The sequence below is a fragment of the Rhodococcus sp. IEGM 1302 genome, assembly GCF_030056935.1.
GTDB classification, from domain to species: Bacteria; Actinomycetota; Actinomycetes; order Mycobacteriales; family Mycobacteriaceae; genus Rhodococcus_F; species Rhodococcus_F qingshengii.
On the sequence record NZ_JASHKY010000022.1, the window covers coordinates 24699 to 39968 of the forward strand.

Below are 15270 nucleotides of genomic sequence, written 5' to 3' on the forward strand. Positions count from 1 at the left end.
CATGCACGTCGAAGTCGACCTCGACCTGTGCCAAGGCCATGCGGCGTGTGAGCTGGAGGCACCGGAGATCTTTGTCGTCCCGAAGCGGGGGAAGGTCAGTCTTCTGGACTCGGACCCACCCGAGTCGCTCCGCGGTGAAGCCGAGATGGCGGTCAGGTACTGCCCGACCGGCGCCCTGAGAATTGTCGATTGATTGCAGCGAATTCATGTGCTCGAGGGAGGAAGTTCAGATGACGGGTTTCGACCGCGCAGAGCTCGACGAGATGGTCCAACGCTGGATCGAGGCGAACAAAAAGGCCGAAGCCGCCGGCGATTGGAAACCGTTGGCGGACATGTATACCGAGGACGCCACGTACGGGTGGAACTACGGCCCCAAGCAGGATTTCATGGCGGTGGGGCGCGAGGAGATTCGCGAAGTCGCGCTCGGTCTCGAGATGAAGGGCCTCGAAGGCTGGGAGTATCCGTATCAAGACTTTGTGATCGACGACCGTAGCGGAAACGTGATCGGCTTGTGGAAGCAGATTTCCGATGCCAAGCGTGAGGACGGTAGCAACTACTCCGTCTACGGTATCGGTGGTAGTTGGTTCCGCTACGGCGGGGATTTCCAATGGTCGTGGCAGCGTGACTTCTTCGACTTCGGGAACGTGTCGGCACTGTTCATGGAGATGATCGGCAACAACGCTCTCTCGAAGGGGATGCAGGGCCGGATCCAGCGATCGATCTCGGGCGACCCGCTACCGGGCTGGTATCCGGTGGGCACCGCGCCGGTTTCGCTGTGGTGAGTCCGATGCCGGTGCGCGATTCCTTCGAGGCACTCTCGCAGCGCGACCTTGCCGTGCTGGTGCCCGAGTTGCTCCTGTGCGGGCAGCTGATCGATCGCTCGGGCATGGCGCATCTGATCGTCGAATTCGGACGCGAGGGTATGGCACAGGTGGCCGTCGAGGAGTGGGAGTCGGCCAGCCCCTGGTACACCCGCCGCATGCAGAAGGCTCTCGGATACGAGGGCGACGACGTCGTGACGATCTTCAAAGGATTACAACTCGACATCGGCGCTCCTCCACAGTTCATGGACTTCCGATACCGGGTCGACGATCCGCTGCACGGTGAATTCTGGCTCGACCATTGCGGAGCACTCATGGACGTCGAGCCGTTGGGCGATGAGTTCGTGACCTCGATGTGTCACGACATCGAGGATCCGACTTTCGATGCAACGGCCATCGCGACCAACCCGCGCGCCCAGATCCGGCCGATTCACCGACCACCGCGCAGGCCCGCCGACCGACATCCGCACTGCGCCTGGACCGTGTCCATCGACCCGTCGCACACGCCTCCCGTGATGACCGCGCACACCGAGCAGATCGGAAGCACCGCCGCGGTGACGGTCGAGCTGAGCCCGATCGATCACGGTGGGGACGGTAGGGCGGACTACTCGGGTCCGTTGTTGTCCGACCTGAGGTTTTCCGACTTCTCGCGATCAGCCTTGGTTCGTATCGCAGAGGAGATCTGCGTGCAGCATCATCTGTTGGCGTTGGGCTTTCTGGCAGCGGTTCGCCGCCGTGCCGACGAAGACAAGGCTCGCGAGATCACGCGAAAGCAATTGACCGGAATCGCGGGAGTTGCGGCACAGCGTATTCGAGATGCGCTCGGGCTTCCTTCGACGCTGGAATCGTTGGCATTGGTCCTGTCCGTGCATCCCTTGCTGAATCCGAAGCAGTATGTGGAGAGCGAGATTCGACAGGACGGCGGTGCTCTGGAGCTGCGGATCTCGCGAGAAGCTCTTGTCGACCGAGACGGCGGTTGGCCGACCTTGCTCGGCAGCGAGCACCTCGATCCTCTCCAAGCTTTGGTCCGCGGCGTGAATCCGCACTTCACCGTGAGAGTGGTGGCCGAAGATGCCGCGGGGCTTCTTCTGGCCGTCGACATCACCGAAGCTCCCGCTCCGGAATGCGTCGAAGTCGCCATCACGAAGGTCAGTACCGGCGCGGCATTCGTATTCGAAGATCGCGGAATCCCCTTGCCTCTCTTCGTCGTCTGACCGGCCGAACCCGAAGGACTCAACCTATGGCGTACACGTTTGCAGACCTGTTCGAGCATTCCGTCGATGCGATGCCCGATCGCCTCGCGCTGATCGTTTCCGGCGACGAGGTGACATACCGTGAGCTCGACGAGCGGGCCAACCGATTGGCGCATTACTTCCAGTCCGTCGGGTTAGGTGTCGGTTCGCACATCGGTATTCAACTGCACAACTCGATCGAGGCGATGGTTGCTGTCCTCGCGGCCTTCAAGATCCGCGGCGTTCCCATCACGGTGAACTACCGCTACACGAGCGACGAATTGGTTTACCTGTACGAGAACGCGGATCTCACGGCGTTGGTTTTCCATCGTGGTTTCGCTGAGCGGGTTGCCGAGGCGTTGGTGTCCGCGCCGCGGGTCAAGTACGTGATCGAGGTGGCGGACGAACTCGCTCTCGGGAACGAACCGTCGATTCCGGGGGCAGTGGCGTACGAGGATGCGCTCGGCAACCAATCCCCGCTGCGCGTAGGTGAACATGCTTTTCCCGAGCGTTCCGGCGACGACGTCTACGTTCTCTACACCGGCGGAACAACCGGACGACCGAAAGGCGTCGTCTGGCGGCAGGAAGACATCTGGCGCGTGTTGGCCGGCGGTTACGACTTCTATTCGGGTGAGCCGATCGCCGACGAGTACCAGCAGTCGCGCGGTGGCGCCGCGGCAGCCGAACCGATGCGGTGGTGCATGCTTCCACCGCTGATCCACACCTCGGCACTGATGCCGACGTTCAACGCTCTGTTCTCCGGAAACACCGTCATCTTCGAACCGAAGTTCGATGCGGCGCAGGTCTGGAAAGTCGTCGCCGAATATCGCCCGCAGGTCATGGTCATCACCGGCGACGCCATGGGCCGTCCACTGGTCGAAGCCCATCACGAATTGCAACCGGATGCGTCGAGCCTGGCCGTGCTCGCCTCCGGCGCTGCGCTCTTCTCCGGATCGGTCAAAGATGCGTTCTTCGACGTCTTTCCGAATCTGATGATCTCCGATTCGGTTGGATCGTCCGAAACAGGCTTCGGCGGAATCGGATTCGCAACCAAAGGGCTCGAGCAGCGTGGCGGACCCAAAGTGGGCGCCAACAGATTCACGGTCGTCGTCGACGACGACAACCGAGTGTTGGAGCCGGGCTCGGGCGCCGAAGGATGGCTGGCGAAACTCGGAAACGTTCCACTCGGCTACTACAACGATCCGGTGAAGTCGGCCGAGATATTCCGCGAGGTGAACGGCGCGCGGGCAGTGGTGACCGGAGACCGGGCGCGGATCGAGGACGACGGCTCGGTCACCCTCCTCGGACGGGGAAACATGGTGGTCAACACCGGCGGCGAGAAGGTCTTCGTGGAAGAAGTCGAAGCCGTGGTGAAGGCCCATCCCGACATCTACGACGCGACAGTGATCGGTGTTCCGGACGAGCGGTGGGGCAATCGGGTGGCGGCGGTGCTTCGCATCCGCGACGGTGTGGAACCGGATTTCGAATCCATCGAGAAGCACGCCCGCAGTCACCTCGCCGGCTACAAGATTCCGCGTTCCTTCTGGATCGCCGACGAGGTCGTTCGAGCGCCGAGCGGCAAGCCGGACTACCGCTGGGCCAAGGAGTTCTCACAGAACAGCGACCCGGTCCACCGGATCGACTAGCGCTCACACGCAACACCCGGCACCCGGCACCCATCCGTAAAGGAGCATCTGCAATGCCTGAGATCGACCTTCCCGACGGGTTCGACGTGACCGACCCGCATCTGTACGGCGAGCGCGTCCCGCTTGCCGAGTTCGCCGAACTACGACGATGCGCTCCGGTCTGGTGGAACGCCCAGGAACCGGGTACCGGCGGATTTCACGACGGTGGTTGTTGGGTTGTCTCCCGCCACGCAGACGTCCGCGACGTCTCGTTGCGCAGCGAGGAGTTCTCGAGCAACGTCAACGGCTGCATTCCGCGGCATGAAGACAACATCTCGGCGGAGGAGTTGGAGGCGACAAAACACGTCCTCATCAACAAGGACGCCCCTGAGCACACACAGCTGCGCAAGTTGGTGGCGCGCTTGTTCACTCCGCGGTCGGTGGAAGCGATGCGGGCCGGGTTGGAAGCGCGGGCAGAAGACATAGCGTCGGCTGCCGTGGCGGAAGGTAGCGGTGATTTTGTCAGCCAGGTCGCCAGCGAGTTACCCATGCAGGCGATCTCGGAGCTGATCGGTGTACCGCAGGACGGGCGCCGTCAGCTGTACGAATGGTCGAATCAGATGACGGGATACGACGACGAGTCGCTCGCCGGCGAGTCTCGGATGGCGTCGGCGCAGATCCTGGGCTACGCCTATCAACTGGCTGAGGCGAGACGGGAGGAACCGCTCGACGACATCATCTCACGCTTGGTGCATGCCGACATCGACGGGCAGAAACTCACCCCGGAACAGTTCGGTTTCTTCGTCATCATGTTGGCTGTCGCGGGCAACGAAACGACGCGAAACGCAACGACACTCGGCATGATGGCATTTCTCGAGCATCCGGATCAGTGGGAATTGTACAAGCGCGAGCGTCCGCGCACCGCCGCGGACGAGATCATCCGCTGGGCTTCGCCACTGACGTCGATGCAACGAACAGCAGTGGTGGACACACAGATTGCCGGCACTGCGATTGCGAAGGGGCAGCGCGTCGTACTGCTCTACGGCTCGGCGAACTTCGACGAAACCGTCTTCGGGAACCCCGACGTCTTCGACATCACCCGAGACCCGAACCCGCACCTCGCGTTCGGAGGAACCGGGCCGCACTACTGCGTCGGCGCCAACCTGGCCAGAATGGAGGTCGATCTGATCTTCGGCAAGATCGCCGATCACATGCCCGACATCAGCAAGCTCGGCGATCCGAGCAGGCTCTCGTCCGGTTGGCTCAACGGGATCAAGCAATTCAAGGTCGACTACGGCAACTCCACGTCATGTCCTTCGGGGCATTGACGTGTACAGCGGAAGAGTTGCACTTGCGGGCCCGATGCGCGAACTCGGCCAGTTCTACCGGATGGGCGCCGATGTCGCAGTGGGCTTGTTCCGCACCCGCTTTCAGGTGCAGGAGTTTCTCGAGCAGAGTTGGATGATCGCCCGGGTGTCGATCGTGCCGACCGTATTGGTGGCCGTGCCGTTCACGGTCCTGGTGAGTTTCACGCTCAACATCCTGCTCCGTGAGATCGGTGCCGCCGACCTCAGCGGCGCCGGGGCCGCGCTCGGCGCCGTGACTCAGGTCGGTCCGGTGGTGACGGTGCTGATCGTGGCAGGTGCGGGCGCGACTGCCATCGCCGCCGATCTGGGATCGAGAACGATTCGTGAAGAGATCGACGCCATGGAGGTGCTCGGGATCGATCCGATCACTCGGCTGGTGATTCCTCGGGTGGTCGCGTCGACCGTGGTGGCTTTGCTGCTCAACGGACTCGTCTGCGTCATCGGCATCGCCGGCGGTTACGCCTTCTCGGTGTTTCTCCAGGGCGTGAACCCTGGCGCCTTCGTCGAGGGAATCACGTTGTTGACCGGCCTGCCCGAGGTGGCGTTGTCGATGGTCAAAGCTGCACTGTTCGGGATGCTGGCGGGATTGGTGGCCTGCTATCGCGGACTGTCGGTACGGGGTGGGCCGAAAGGCGTGGGGGAGGCCGTCAACGAAACGGTGGTGTACGCATTCATGGCGTTGTTCGTCGTCAACACCATCGTCACCGCGGTCGGCATCCGATTGACGGCGGGGTGATCGAGGTGACGCTGTCGGATTCGCTGGCACAAATCGGCAAGTTCGGACGCACGCGGGCGCGGGTGGCTCGAACGTCACGCTCGATCGACGATGTCGGGCGACAAGCTGCCTTCTTCGCGCGCGCCATCGCTCACATCCCGTGGGCAATTCGCAAACACCCTAAGGAAGTGTTGAGACTGGTAGCCGAGATCAGCATGGGCACCGGAGCTTTGGCAGTGATCGGCGGCACGGTTGCGGTCGTGGGATTTCTGACTCTCGCCTCGGGCGGCACCATAGCGATCCAAGGTTTCAGCTCACTGGGAAATATCGGAGTCGAAGCGCTCACCGGATTCTTCTCCGCCTTCATCAACGTTCGTATCGCCGCGCCGGTCATCGCGGGAATCGGCCTGTCGGCCACGATCGGAGCAGGTTCGACCGCGCAGATCGGTGCCATGCGCATCAGTGAGGAAATCGACGCCCTCGAATCGATGGCGATCAGTTCGGTCCCGTACGTCGTCAGCACCCGCGTCACTGCGGGGATGCTGGCGATTCTGCCGTTGTACTCCCTGGCACTCGTAGGATCTTTTCTGGCCGGAAGGTTCACCACGGTCGTCCTGTTCGGTCAATCGTCAGGGCTTTACGACCACTACTTCACGACGTTCCTCGATCCGGTCGATGTCGCATGGTCCTTCGTTCAAGTGCTCGTGATGGCACTACTGGTGATGCTGATCCACACGTACTACGGATACAACGCGTCCGGGGGACCGTCGGGCGTGGGAACTGCAGTGGGCCGCGGGGTTCGGCTCTCGCTGATCTGCGTCGTGGCGGTGACCCTGCTCGTCTCACTCGCGCTCTACGGCGGTTCCGGCAACTTCAATCTGTCCGGTTAGGGGGACTGCGTGCACAGATACGGCTACAAGTTGGCTGCTCTGGGCTTGGCTGCGGCGATCGTCGGGGTCATCGCTTTGTCGGTCGCGTCTTTCAACCAGGTGTTTGTCACTCGCGTCCCGATCACGGTGATCGCGGAGCGCGCGGGGCTCGTGATGGATCCGGGCGCGCGGGTGAAGATGGCCGGGGTGACCGTGGGCTCGGTGGAGTCCATCACGCCGACTGACTACGCCACCGCGCAACTGTCGTTGTCGATCGATCCCGAAGCGCTCGAGTCGATTCCGTCAAACGTGGATGTGGCGATCACGTCGAACACGGCCTTCGGCGCGAAGTTCGTCAGCCTGTCCTCGCCGGAGCAGCCGAGTAGTGCGCGACTTGCCGCCGGGGCGACGATCGACGCATCCCGGGTGACCGTCGAGCTGAACACGGTGTTCGAGAAACTCACCGCCGTGCTCCTGACGGTGGACCCGGGCAAACTCGATTCGACATTGGGTGCCCTCTCGACTGCTCTGCAAGGACGCGGCGAACGGCTCGGGGTCGCACTCGAACAAGCAGATTCCTCCTTGCTCGAATTCAACACTGCACGTGAGGCTCTCGATCATGTGTTGACTGACCTGCCAGCCGTCACGCAGACCTACCGCGACGCTGTTCTCGACTTGATGGACACCCTCGACTCGCTCACGACTACGGGAACCACTGTTCTCGACGAGCAGCAGAATCTTGATCTCCTCTTGCTCAACGTGATCGGGGTCGCCCGCACCGGAGAAGATGTACTGGGAGCCAACGCCGACGGTATCGACACCGTTCTGTCGTTACTGCGGCCGACCACCGCACTGCTCGAGGAATACTCCCCGGTGATTCCCTGCATGTTCCACGGACTTCAGGAGAGCAAGAAGATCGGCGACGGCGCCTACAACGGACAACCAGGAATCAAGATGTCGATCGGTCTGATCGCCGGAACCGAACCGTACCGATATCCCGACGACCTTCCGAAGGTCGCGGCAACCGGTGGCCCGCAGTGTATGGGCCTTCCACTGCGCGACCCGAACGTCAATGCTCCGTACCTGGTGACCGACACCGGGGTGAATCCGTTTGCGCCCGAGCGTCAGCCGAATGGTGGGCAACCGATGAACACGGTCCCGGATCTGATGAGCTACCTGTTCGGGACGGAGATCCGATGAAAGTTCGTGGGTACACCGTCAAGTTCGGAATTTTTGTTCTGGTGATGATCCTCGTCAACGCCGGGCTGATCCTCGTGTTCGGCCAGATGCGAGGTGGCGACGCGAGGTCGTACTCGGCGGAGTTCGTCAACGCCTCCGGGCTCAGAGCCGGCGACAAGGTGCGCATCGCCGGTGTGCCGGTCGGTTCTGTCGGCTCCGTCGAATTCGGTGGGAATCACCGTGCCCACGTGAGTTTCAGTGTGGATACGGGTGACACCGTGACCGTATCGACCAGAGCCGCTGTTCGATATCAGGATCTGGTGGGTAATCGATACCTCGAATTGCTCGACGATCCGGGGATCGCGGAACCGCAACCGGAGGGCGAGAGCATCCCCGTCGATCGCACCGCACCGGCACTCGACCTCGATGCGCTACTCGGTGGTTTCAAGCCGCTGTTTCAAGCCCTGGACCCGGAGCAGGTCAACGCGTTGTCGATGTCCTTGCTCGAGGTGTTTCAAGGCCAGTCCGGAACTGTGGCATCGGTGCTGGCGCACACCGGATCGATTACGAACACTCTCGCAGACCGCGACCAACTGATCGGTCGAGTGATCGGCAACCTCGACGGTGTGCTCAGCGAATTGCGCAGCCGCGGTGGTCAGTTCAGTGACACTCTCGATCACCTACAACAGCTGGTCAGCGGGCTCGCGGCGGACCGGGAGATGATCGGGACTGCCGTCGAGAGTGTGAACACCGCATCAGGCACCTTCGCCGATCTCCTCGCCGGAGTTCGCCCGGACATCGCGGGAAACCTGTCGAAGCTGGACGCAAGCCTGAATCCGCTGATCGAGCAACAGAGTGAGCTCGATCGGATTCTCGCGTCCATGCCCTCGAACTACAAGCAGCTGATCCGAGTCGGCTCGTACGGGTCGTTCTTCAACTTCTATCTGTGCGGAATCGCACTGAAGGTCGACGGTGCCGACGGTACGCCGCTCACTGTCGACCTGGTGGATCAGACGACCGGAAGGTGCGCACCACGATGAGAGAGATGGCACAGAGCCAGGCCGTACGCGTGGGGGTCGTGGGATTGGTCGTCACGGCCGCCGTCGTATTGGCATCGCTCCAGTATCAGAATCTGCAGTTCCTGAAATCGGGTGTCGGGTACAGCGCGGTGTTCGCCGACGCCAGCGGTCTCGCGCCGGGAGACGAAGTCAACGCCGCCGGAGTGAAGATCGGAACGGTGGATCGGATCGAGGTCGAGCACGGACTCGCGCGCGTGGATTTCACACTGGAAGGCTCGACCGGTTTGGGAGAAAGCACATCGGCGGCCGTCACCACGATGTCGTTGCTCGGCAAGCGAGCGGTATCGCTCGATCTGGACGGTCCGGGAAGGATCGCGGTCGGCGGTGAGATCCCGGTCGAGCGAACAAGATCGGCGTACTCGCTGCCCGACGTGCTCGGTGACCTCACCACGACGGTCGAGGACATCGATCTCGACCAACTCTCCGAATCGCTCGACGCAGTGGGGCAGGTGATGTCCGACAGTGCGCCGAACCTGAGGCCGGCGCTGGACGGTGTCGCACGGATCTCCGACAGCGTCAATAGACGCGACGACATGTTGCGCACCTTGCTGTCCGATGCAAACGACGTCGCCGGGACGCTGGCCGAGCGTGGACCACAGGTCAACGCGCTACTCGTCGACGGCAACGCCTTGTTGGGAGAACTGGATCGGCGACAGGCGGCGCTGGGGGAAGTGATCACGAACATCTCGGCGTTGTCGACCCAGCTGAGCGGACTCGTCCACGACAACGAGGCGCAATTGCAGCCGGTCCTCGGCAAACTCGACACGGTTGTCGGAATTCTGCAGAACAACAAGGACAACCTTTCTCAGGGAATCGACGGTCTCGGTACGTACGTGGGCACGCTCGGTGACACCGTGGCCAGCGGCCCCTTCTACTACGCCTACGTTCAGAACCTGGTGCCAGCGCAATACACCCAACCGTTGATCAACGCGATGTTCGGGCTACCACCTGCGCCGCTACCGATTCCGGAGGTTCGATGATGGGTGCCTTACGAGTTCGCAAACCGATGAACTGGCGTCGAATCGCCGTTGTTGGTGGAAGCGTCATCGGTGCGGCGATCGTCGTCGTGTCGGGATACCTTGCGGTGCAACATCTGCGCTACTACAACGTGACGGCCTACTTCACCTCGACGACCGGTCTGTATGTCGGTGACGACGTTCGTGTCGTGGGAGTCGACGTCGGCCGCGTCACCGCGATCGCCCCACAGGGAGATCGAATGCGCGTCGAACTGAAATTGGCGCGCGAGGTTCCCGTCGCCGAGGACGCGAAAGCGGTGATCGTTGCCCAGTCGCTGGTCTCGGCCCGCTTCGTGCAGTTGACGCCGGCGGTGACGGACGGCGCCGACGCACTGAATGACGGTGCGGAGATCCCACTCGACAGAACGGCCGTCCCGGTCGAGTGGGACCAGATCAAGGAACAGCTGGGCCGGGCTGCCGATGCTTTGGGTCCCGTCGGGGACGATCGCGGTCCCGCCGCCAACTTCCTCGACGGTGCCGGATCCGCACTGGTCGGCAACGGGGAAGCGCTGGGGCGCTCGGTGACCGAACTCTCGGAGGCTATGAGCACACTCGACGAAGGCGGAGCCGATCTGTTCGGCACCATCCGCGGCCTGCAGACCTTCACGACCGCACTCGCCGCAAGCGACGAACAGATCGTTCAGTTCCAAGGACGACTGGCAAATGTCTCGAGTGTGCTCGCCGAGAGCCGGACGCAATTGGCTCCGGCTCTCGCCGATCTGGACGCCGCCGTCGTCGACGTACAGCGGTTCGTCGAACAGAACCGAACCGGCTTGACGGAGCAGATCGCGAAGTTGGCCGACGTGTCCCAGGTACTGGTCGACAAGCGCGCAGGCCTCGAGAAGGTACTGCATCTGGCTCCGACAGCGTTGTCGAACTACTACAACGTCTACCGGCCGGCCCAAGGAGCGATGGTGGGTGTGCCCGCATTCCAGAACGTCGGCAACCCGATCGACTTGATCTGCGGCGGAATCGCCGGCCTGGCCAACGACACCTCGAAGAAGGGCGCGGATTTGTGCATCGAATACCTCGGCCCGTTGCTCAACACGATCAAGGCCAACTACCCGGACCTGAGCATCAATCCGACCCGGGCGCTCGGCGCTCTTCCGGACCAACTGGTGTACAGCGAGCCTGATCTGGAACCGACTGGCGCCTTGGGCTTTCCGACGGTACCGGTTGCGTCGAGTCTGACCGGACTGATCATGCCGTCGACAGGATCACGATGACTGCCCGCTGGTGGGGAACAGTGTGTGTGGCGGCGAGCGCCGTGCTCGTTCTGACGGGTTGTCAATGGAGCGGGCTGAATTCGGTGTCGCTGCCAGGCGCGGCCGGCCGCGGTGAGGGAAGTTTCTCGGTCGTGATCGAGATGCCCGACGTCACGTCGATCAGTCCCAACTCTCCGGTCATGGTCAACGACGTGACAGTCGGAAGTATCAGTGCGATCGAGACCGACAACTGGCACGCACGGGTGACGGTTGCGCTCGACGGCTCGGTGTCGCTGCCCGCCAACGCGACTGCCAAGATCGGCCAAACCAGTCTGCTCGGATCCAAACACGTCGCGCTCGCGCCGCCCACCGAGGTGGCGCCGGAAGGGCGGTTGTCGGAAGGATCCGTGATTCCCCTTGCATCGGCCAGTGTCTATCCCACCACCGAGGAAGCGTTGACGGCACTGTCATTGGTCCTCAACGGCGGCGGGCTCGCTCAGATTCACAGCATCACCACGGAGCTGAACACGGCGCTCGGCGGACGGACCGACGCGGCTCGCGACCTGCTGAGTCAGATGGATACCGTGACCGAAACACTCGACCGCCAACGTGATGCGATGGTCACGACCATGGAGAATCTCGACGTCTTCGCCGGCGAGATCACGGCTCAGCGAGACGTTCTCGGTGAGGCGTTGGAGACCCTTGATCCAGCCTTGGCGGAACTCAGCGCCCAACGCGTCGACCTGACCACCGCCCTCGATGCGGTCGGCAGGTTCGGGGACGTCGGGACCGATCTGGTCGACCGGACCCGCGACGATTTGAAAGCCAATTTGAGCGCCTTGGAATCGACGCTGCAGAAGGTGGTCGAAACAGGACCGGACCTGATCAACAATTTGGGCAACCTGAGTACCTTCCCCTTCCCCCAGACGACCATCGACGACGGAATGCGCGGCGATTACACCAATTTGTGGGCGCTGATCGACCTCACGAGTAATCGCCTCCAGTCAGGTCTCGGCTTCGGTACGCCGTTCGGGGCGCCGCAAACCCCCGTGGAGAACGGAGTACTGGTCGATCCCTTGACCGCCCCACTCGGCACAGGGCAGCCCGGCCCACCTGGCACAGCGCAACCCGCCCAGGGAGGTGGACGATGATTCTCACGAAGTTGGTGCGAAGGCAATTGACGATCTTCGCGATCCTGGCGGTGATAGGCATGAGCGCAGCGGCTATCTCGTACCTGAGAGTTCCGACCATGCTCGGCATCGGGCGCTACTCGGTGACAGTCGAACTGCCCGACGCCGGCGGCCTGTATCGGAACGCGAACGTGACCTATCGCGGCGACACCATCGGTCAGGTCAGGTCGGTGCGTCTGTCTCCGGGAGTGGTACGCGCCGAATTATCTTTGGAGAGTGCGGTTCCCGTTCCCTCCAGCGGGCTCACAGTAGCGGTGCGAAGCGTGTCGGCAATCGGCGAGCAATACGTCGACATGCAACCGAGCACCGCGGACGGACCCTTTCTGACCGACGGAGACGTGATCGGCCCCGACGCTGTCACGATCCCGACCGAGATCGGACCGGTCCTCGATCAGGCGCAGGCGATGCTCGCATCCGTACCGCAGGACAAGTTGCGATCGGTGATCGACGAGTCCGCGGCAGCTTTCGGAGGCAGGGGAGAGGATCTGGCTCGTCTGCTGGATTCGACCACTTCGTTCGTCGATCAGATGTCTGCTGCCACAACGCCGGCTACGACGCTCGTACAGCAGTTGGATCCGCTCCTGCAGACACAGGTGGTGACGGGCGATCAGATTCGCCAGTGGGCGTCCAGTGTCGCTCAACTCAGTGGACAGTTGGCGGTCGCCGACGGGTCCGTGCGCAATATCCTCGAGACCGGACCGGGCTTCGCGACTGAAGCCGACCTGCTGTTTCAAGGCCTCAAGCCCACTTTGCCTGTGCTGCTTGCCAATTTCACCAGCACCGCTCAGGTGGCTTTGACGTACAACGCCGGGTTGGAGCAGGTGCTCGTCATCTTGCCGCCACTGGTTGCGGCACAGGAAACCGTTGTCCAACGCGGGCAGGTGGACGGCGCCGCGAACGTCAACTTCCACCTCCAAGCGCAGGACCCCGCGGCGTGCTCGACCGGTTACCTTCCGGCCGATCAGCGACGGGACCCGACCCAGATGAGTGTGCCGGACACCCCGGCTGATCTGTACTGCAAAGTTCCGCAGAACTCGGTCTTCGCAGTTCGTGGATCCCGGAACATTCCCTGTATGGAGGTACCGGGCAAACGAGCACCGAGCCCGGAGATCTGTCGGAGCCCCGAAGCGTACGTGCCGTCGGGGACCAATGCTCCCGGCGAGTTGTACACCGGGCCTGACGGTGTCGACTATCAACACACGGAATTAGCTCCTGCTGCTTCCGATTCGGGGGAGGGTGAGCCGTGGCAACAGTTGCTGACGCCGACGAATCGTTGAGAGGCGAGGTGCTCGAGCCGGTCCTAGGGAAACGCGGTGTTCTCACTGCCTTGGCATGGATCGCACTCGCGGCTCTGAGCGTCGTTGTGGTCTTCGGTGCTCTGGCAGTTCAATCCGACCGGGCGCGCGAGACCCAGCGTCAAGAGTACGTCGACGGTGCGGTCGCAGGAGCCCTCGCTCTGATCGACGTTCACTCTGCCACAGTCGACGAGAATCTCGCGACGCTACAGGCCCTGAGTACGGGAGCCTTTGCCGACGAACTGAAGTCCGGCGAATCTGCGTTCGTCGCGTCCATCCGTGAATTTGCCGTCGATTCCGACGGGCGTGTCGACACCGCAGCCCTGGCATCGGAATCCGGAACCTCGGGGGTGGTACTGATCGCGGCATCGGCTCAGGTCGCTAATTCAGCGGGAGAGTCTTCGGCGCGAACCTACCGTCTGCGCGTCGGTGTCGAAGAGGTCGACGGTCGGGTACTGATGTCGAGTGTGGAGTTCGTCCCGTGAAGCGCGCGGTCTTGGCGTTTGCAGCGCTGATCTTGGTGGGAGTCGGCGGGACTCTGCTCTGGAGTCACCACCGTTCGGCAGCCGCTGAAACCGCACGTGTCGAGGTGATCGGTGTGGCGCCGATGCTCGTCGAGAATCTCTTGAGCTACAACAGCGACACGGTGGACGAGGATCTTGCACATGCTGCCGAGGGCGCAAGTGGAACATTTCAGGACCGCTTCGCTGAATTCGGATCGAAAACCGTTGCACCCCAGTCGAAGGAGCAAGGAATCAGCACGAAGGCGCGAGTAGTCGACGTGGGAGTGCTCTCCGCTGCTGCAGACCGAGCGGAATTGCTCCTGTTCGTCGATCAGATCACGACGAGTATCGCGCGGCCGGCACCAGCGTCGACGTCGAGCCGAGTCGAGGTGACGCTCGATCGAGTCGAGGGAACATGGTTGGTGAGTGCCATGACTCCGGTCTAGTGGAGGTTGTCGCGACCCGCCATGATCAGCCTGGCAGTGACTTCGAGACGATCTGCGATCTGCGAATACGACTCGTACCCCATGCCTGCTCGGACAAGCGCTCCGGACCAGGAGATTTCGAGTGCTTCGAGTACGTCGGGATCGTACGACGGACCCAGTGCCTCGATGAGTCGCTCGCGGATGTTCTTGCCGATACGTCCGCGGAGGTGTTCGACGTCGGGATCGTTGCCCATCATCGCCGTGGTCACTGCCGCCGCCAGCTCCGGTTCGTCGGAGACGAGCAGTGCGACGCTGCGTAGGACCGAACAGACCTGCGCTTCCCGTTCCGCCTCCGGGGAGGGCTCGTGGGGTACCGCGTCGAGGCGACGCCAGAACAGTTCTGCCACAAGGTGACTCTTGGACGAGAAATAGGTGTATGCCGTAGCCGCGGCGACACCGGCTTCTGCTGCCACCATCCGCACGGTCAGATCGGCAAACCCTTTGTCGCGCAGGACCGTGATCGCTGCCGCGGTCAATCGATCGACGGTTTCGGCTTGCTGCTGGGTCAGTCTGCGGCGAGTGGACTCGAACTTGGTCTTACCAGACATGTGTCCAGACACTACGGGATCAGACCCGTGCGAGCAAAGTGTGCGCTATCGCTGCTCGTTCTCGCTCCCGCTCGGCGTCATGTCTCGCTCCCGCTCGGTGGGACAGAATTTCGAACCCCCGCGATCGCTAAGTCCATGTGT

At 62.4% G+C, this 15270-nt stretch carries 16 protein-coding genes; 15 read left to right on the top strand and 1 reads right to left on the bottom strand.

Features of this window, described 5'->3' with window-relative positions; all coding sequences use genetic code 11:
- Position 1 precedes the first annotated feature (1 nt).
- From QM609_RS23000 to QM609_RS23070, 15 genes are read left to right on the top strand one after another with little or no spacing between them, the layout of a single operon-like run.
- A complete protein-coding gene (locus tag QM609_RS23000) occupies positions 2–193 on the top strand; it encodes a ferredoxin (RefSeq protein WP_020907945.1) in 192 nt (63 codons plus the stop codon).
- A 37-nt stretch (positions 194–230) separates the two neighbouring features.
- A complete protein-coding gene (locus QM609_RS23005; protein ID WP_007728648.1) occupies positions 231–782 on the top strand; it encodes a Cif family virulence factor in 552 nt (183 codons plus the stop codon).
- A 5-nt stretch (positions 783–787) separates the two neighbouring features.
- Positions 788–2035 carry a hypothetical protein gene (locus tag QM609_RS23010; protein ID WP_007728650.1) on the top strand — a complete coding sequence of 416 codons (1248 nt, stop codon included), beginning with the start codon at positions 788–790 and terminating at the stop codon, positions 2033–2035.
- Between the two features lie 26 nt (positions 2036–2061).
- Entirely contained in the window at positions 2062–3699 is a 1638-nt protein-coding gene (locus tag QM609_RS23015; protein ID WP_007728656.1) for an acyl-CoA synthetase, read from the top strand.
- 53 nt (positions 3700–3752) lie between these two features.
- Positions 3753–5006: a cytochrome P450 gene (locus QM609_RS23020; protein WP_007728658.1), complete on the top strand. Its 1254-nt coding sequence runs from the start codon at positions 3753–3755 to the stop codon at positions 5004–5006.
- Positions 5007–5040: 34 nt separating this feature from the next.
- Positions 5041–5781: an MlaE family ABC transporter permease gene (locus QM609_RS23025; RefSeq protein WP_030536769.1), complete on the top strand. Its 741-nt coding sequence runs from the start codon at positions 5041–5043 to the stop codon at positions 5779–5781.
- Positions 5778–6650 (top strand): MlaE family ABC transporter permease, encoded by an 873-nt coding sequence (locus QM609_RS23030; RefSeq protein ID WP_081305311.1) that lies wholly within the window; start codon positions 5778–5780, stop codon positions 6648–6650. The genes QM609_RS23025 and QM609_RS23030 overlap by 4 nt, the downstream gene beginning before the upstream one ends.
- 9 nt (positions 6651–6659) lie before the next feature.
- Positions 6660–7829: an MCE family protein gene (locus QM609_RS23035; protein ID WP_283337476.1), complete on the top strand. Its 1170-nt coding sequence runs from the start codon at positions 6660–6662 to the stop codon at positions 7827–7829.
- Positions 7826–8848 (top strand): MCE family protein, encoded by a 1023-nt coding sequence (locus tag QM609_RS23040; protein ID WP_007728666.1) that lies wholly within the window; start codon positions 7826–7828, stop codon positions 8846–8848. Before QM609_RS23035 ends, QM609_RS23040 begins: the two co-directional genes overlap by 4 nt.
- Positions 8845–9867, top strand: a complete 1023-nt coding sequence (locus QM609_RS23045) for an MCE family protein (RefSeq protein ID WP_076949010.1) — start codon at positions 8845–8847, stop codon at positions 9865–9867. The genes QM609_RS23040 and QM609_RS23045 overlap by 4 nt, the downstream gene beginning before the upstream one ends.
- Positions 9867–11129 (top strand): MCE family protein, encoded by a 1263-nt coding sequence (locus QM609_RS23050; RefSeq protein ID WP_050656507.1) that lies wholly within the window; start codon positions 9867–9869, stop codon positions 11127–11129. Before QM609_RS23045 ends, QM609_RS23050 begins: the two co-directional genes overlap by 1 nt.
- The gene (locus QM609_RS23055) at positions 11126–12259 is read left to right on the top strand and encodes an MCE family protein (protein ID WP_179090807.1); all 1134 of its coding nucleotides are present in this window, start codon (positions 11126–11128) and stop codon (positions 12257–12259) included. The genes QM609_RS23050 and QM609_RS23055 overlap by 4 nt, the downstream gene beginning before the upstream one ends.
- Positions 12256–13575, top strand: a complete 1320-nt coding sequence (locus tag QM609_RS23060) for an MCE family protein (protein ID WP_042450461.1) — start codon at positions 12256–12258, stop codon at positions 13573–13575. The genes QM609_RS23055 and QM609_RS23060 overlap by 4 nt, the downstream gene beginning before the upstream one ends.
- Positions 13542–14078 (top strand): Rv1363c family protein, encoded by a 537-nt coding sequence (locus QM609_RS23065; RefSeq protein WP_228232694.1) that lies wholly within the window; start codon positions 13542–13544, stop codon positions 14076–14078. Before QM609_RS23060 ends, QM609_RS23065 begins: the two co-directional genes overlap by 34 nt.
- Positions 14075–14542 carry a hypothetical protein gene (locus tag QM609_RS23070; RefSeq protein WP_050656508.1) on the top strand — a complete coding sequence of 156 codons (468 nt, stop codon included), beginning with the start codon at positions 14075–14077 and terminating at the stop codon, positions 14540–14542. The genes QM609_RS23065 and QM609_RS23070 overlap by 4 nt, the downstream gene beginning before the upstream one ends.
- On the opposite strand, the gene QM609_RS23075 is transcribed toward QM609_RS23070, so the two are convergent.
- Positions 14539–15129, bottom strand: coding sequence for a TetR/AcrR family transcriptional regulator (locus QM609_RS23075; protein ID WP_003943994.1), 591 nt, complete (start codon positions 15127–15129; stop codon positions 14539–14541). The two genes, QM609_RS23070 and QM609_RS23075, sit on opposite strands and share 4 nt — an antisense overlap.
- Positions 15130–15270 lie beyond the last annotated feature (141 nt).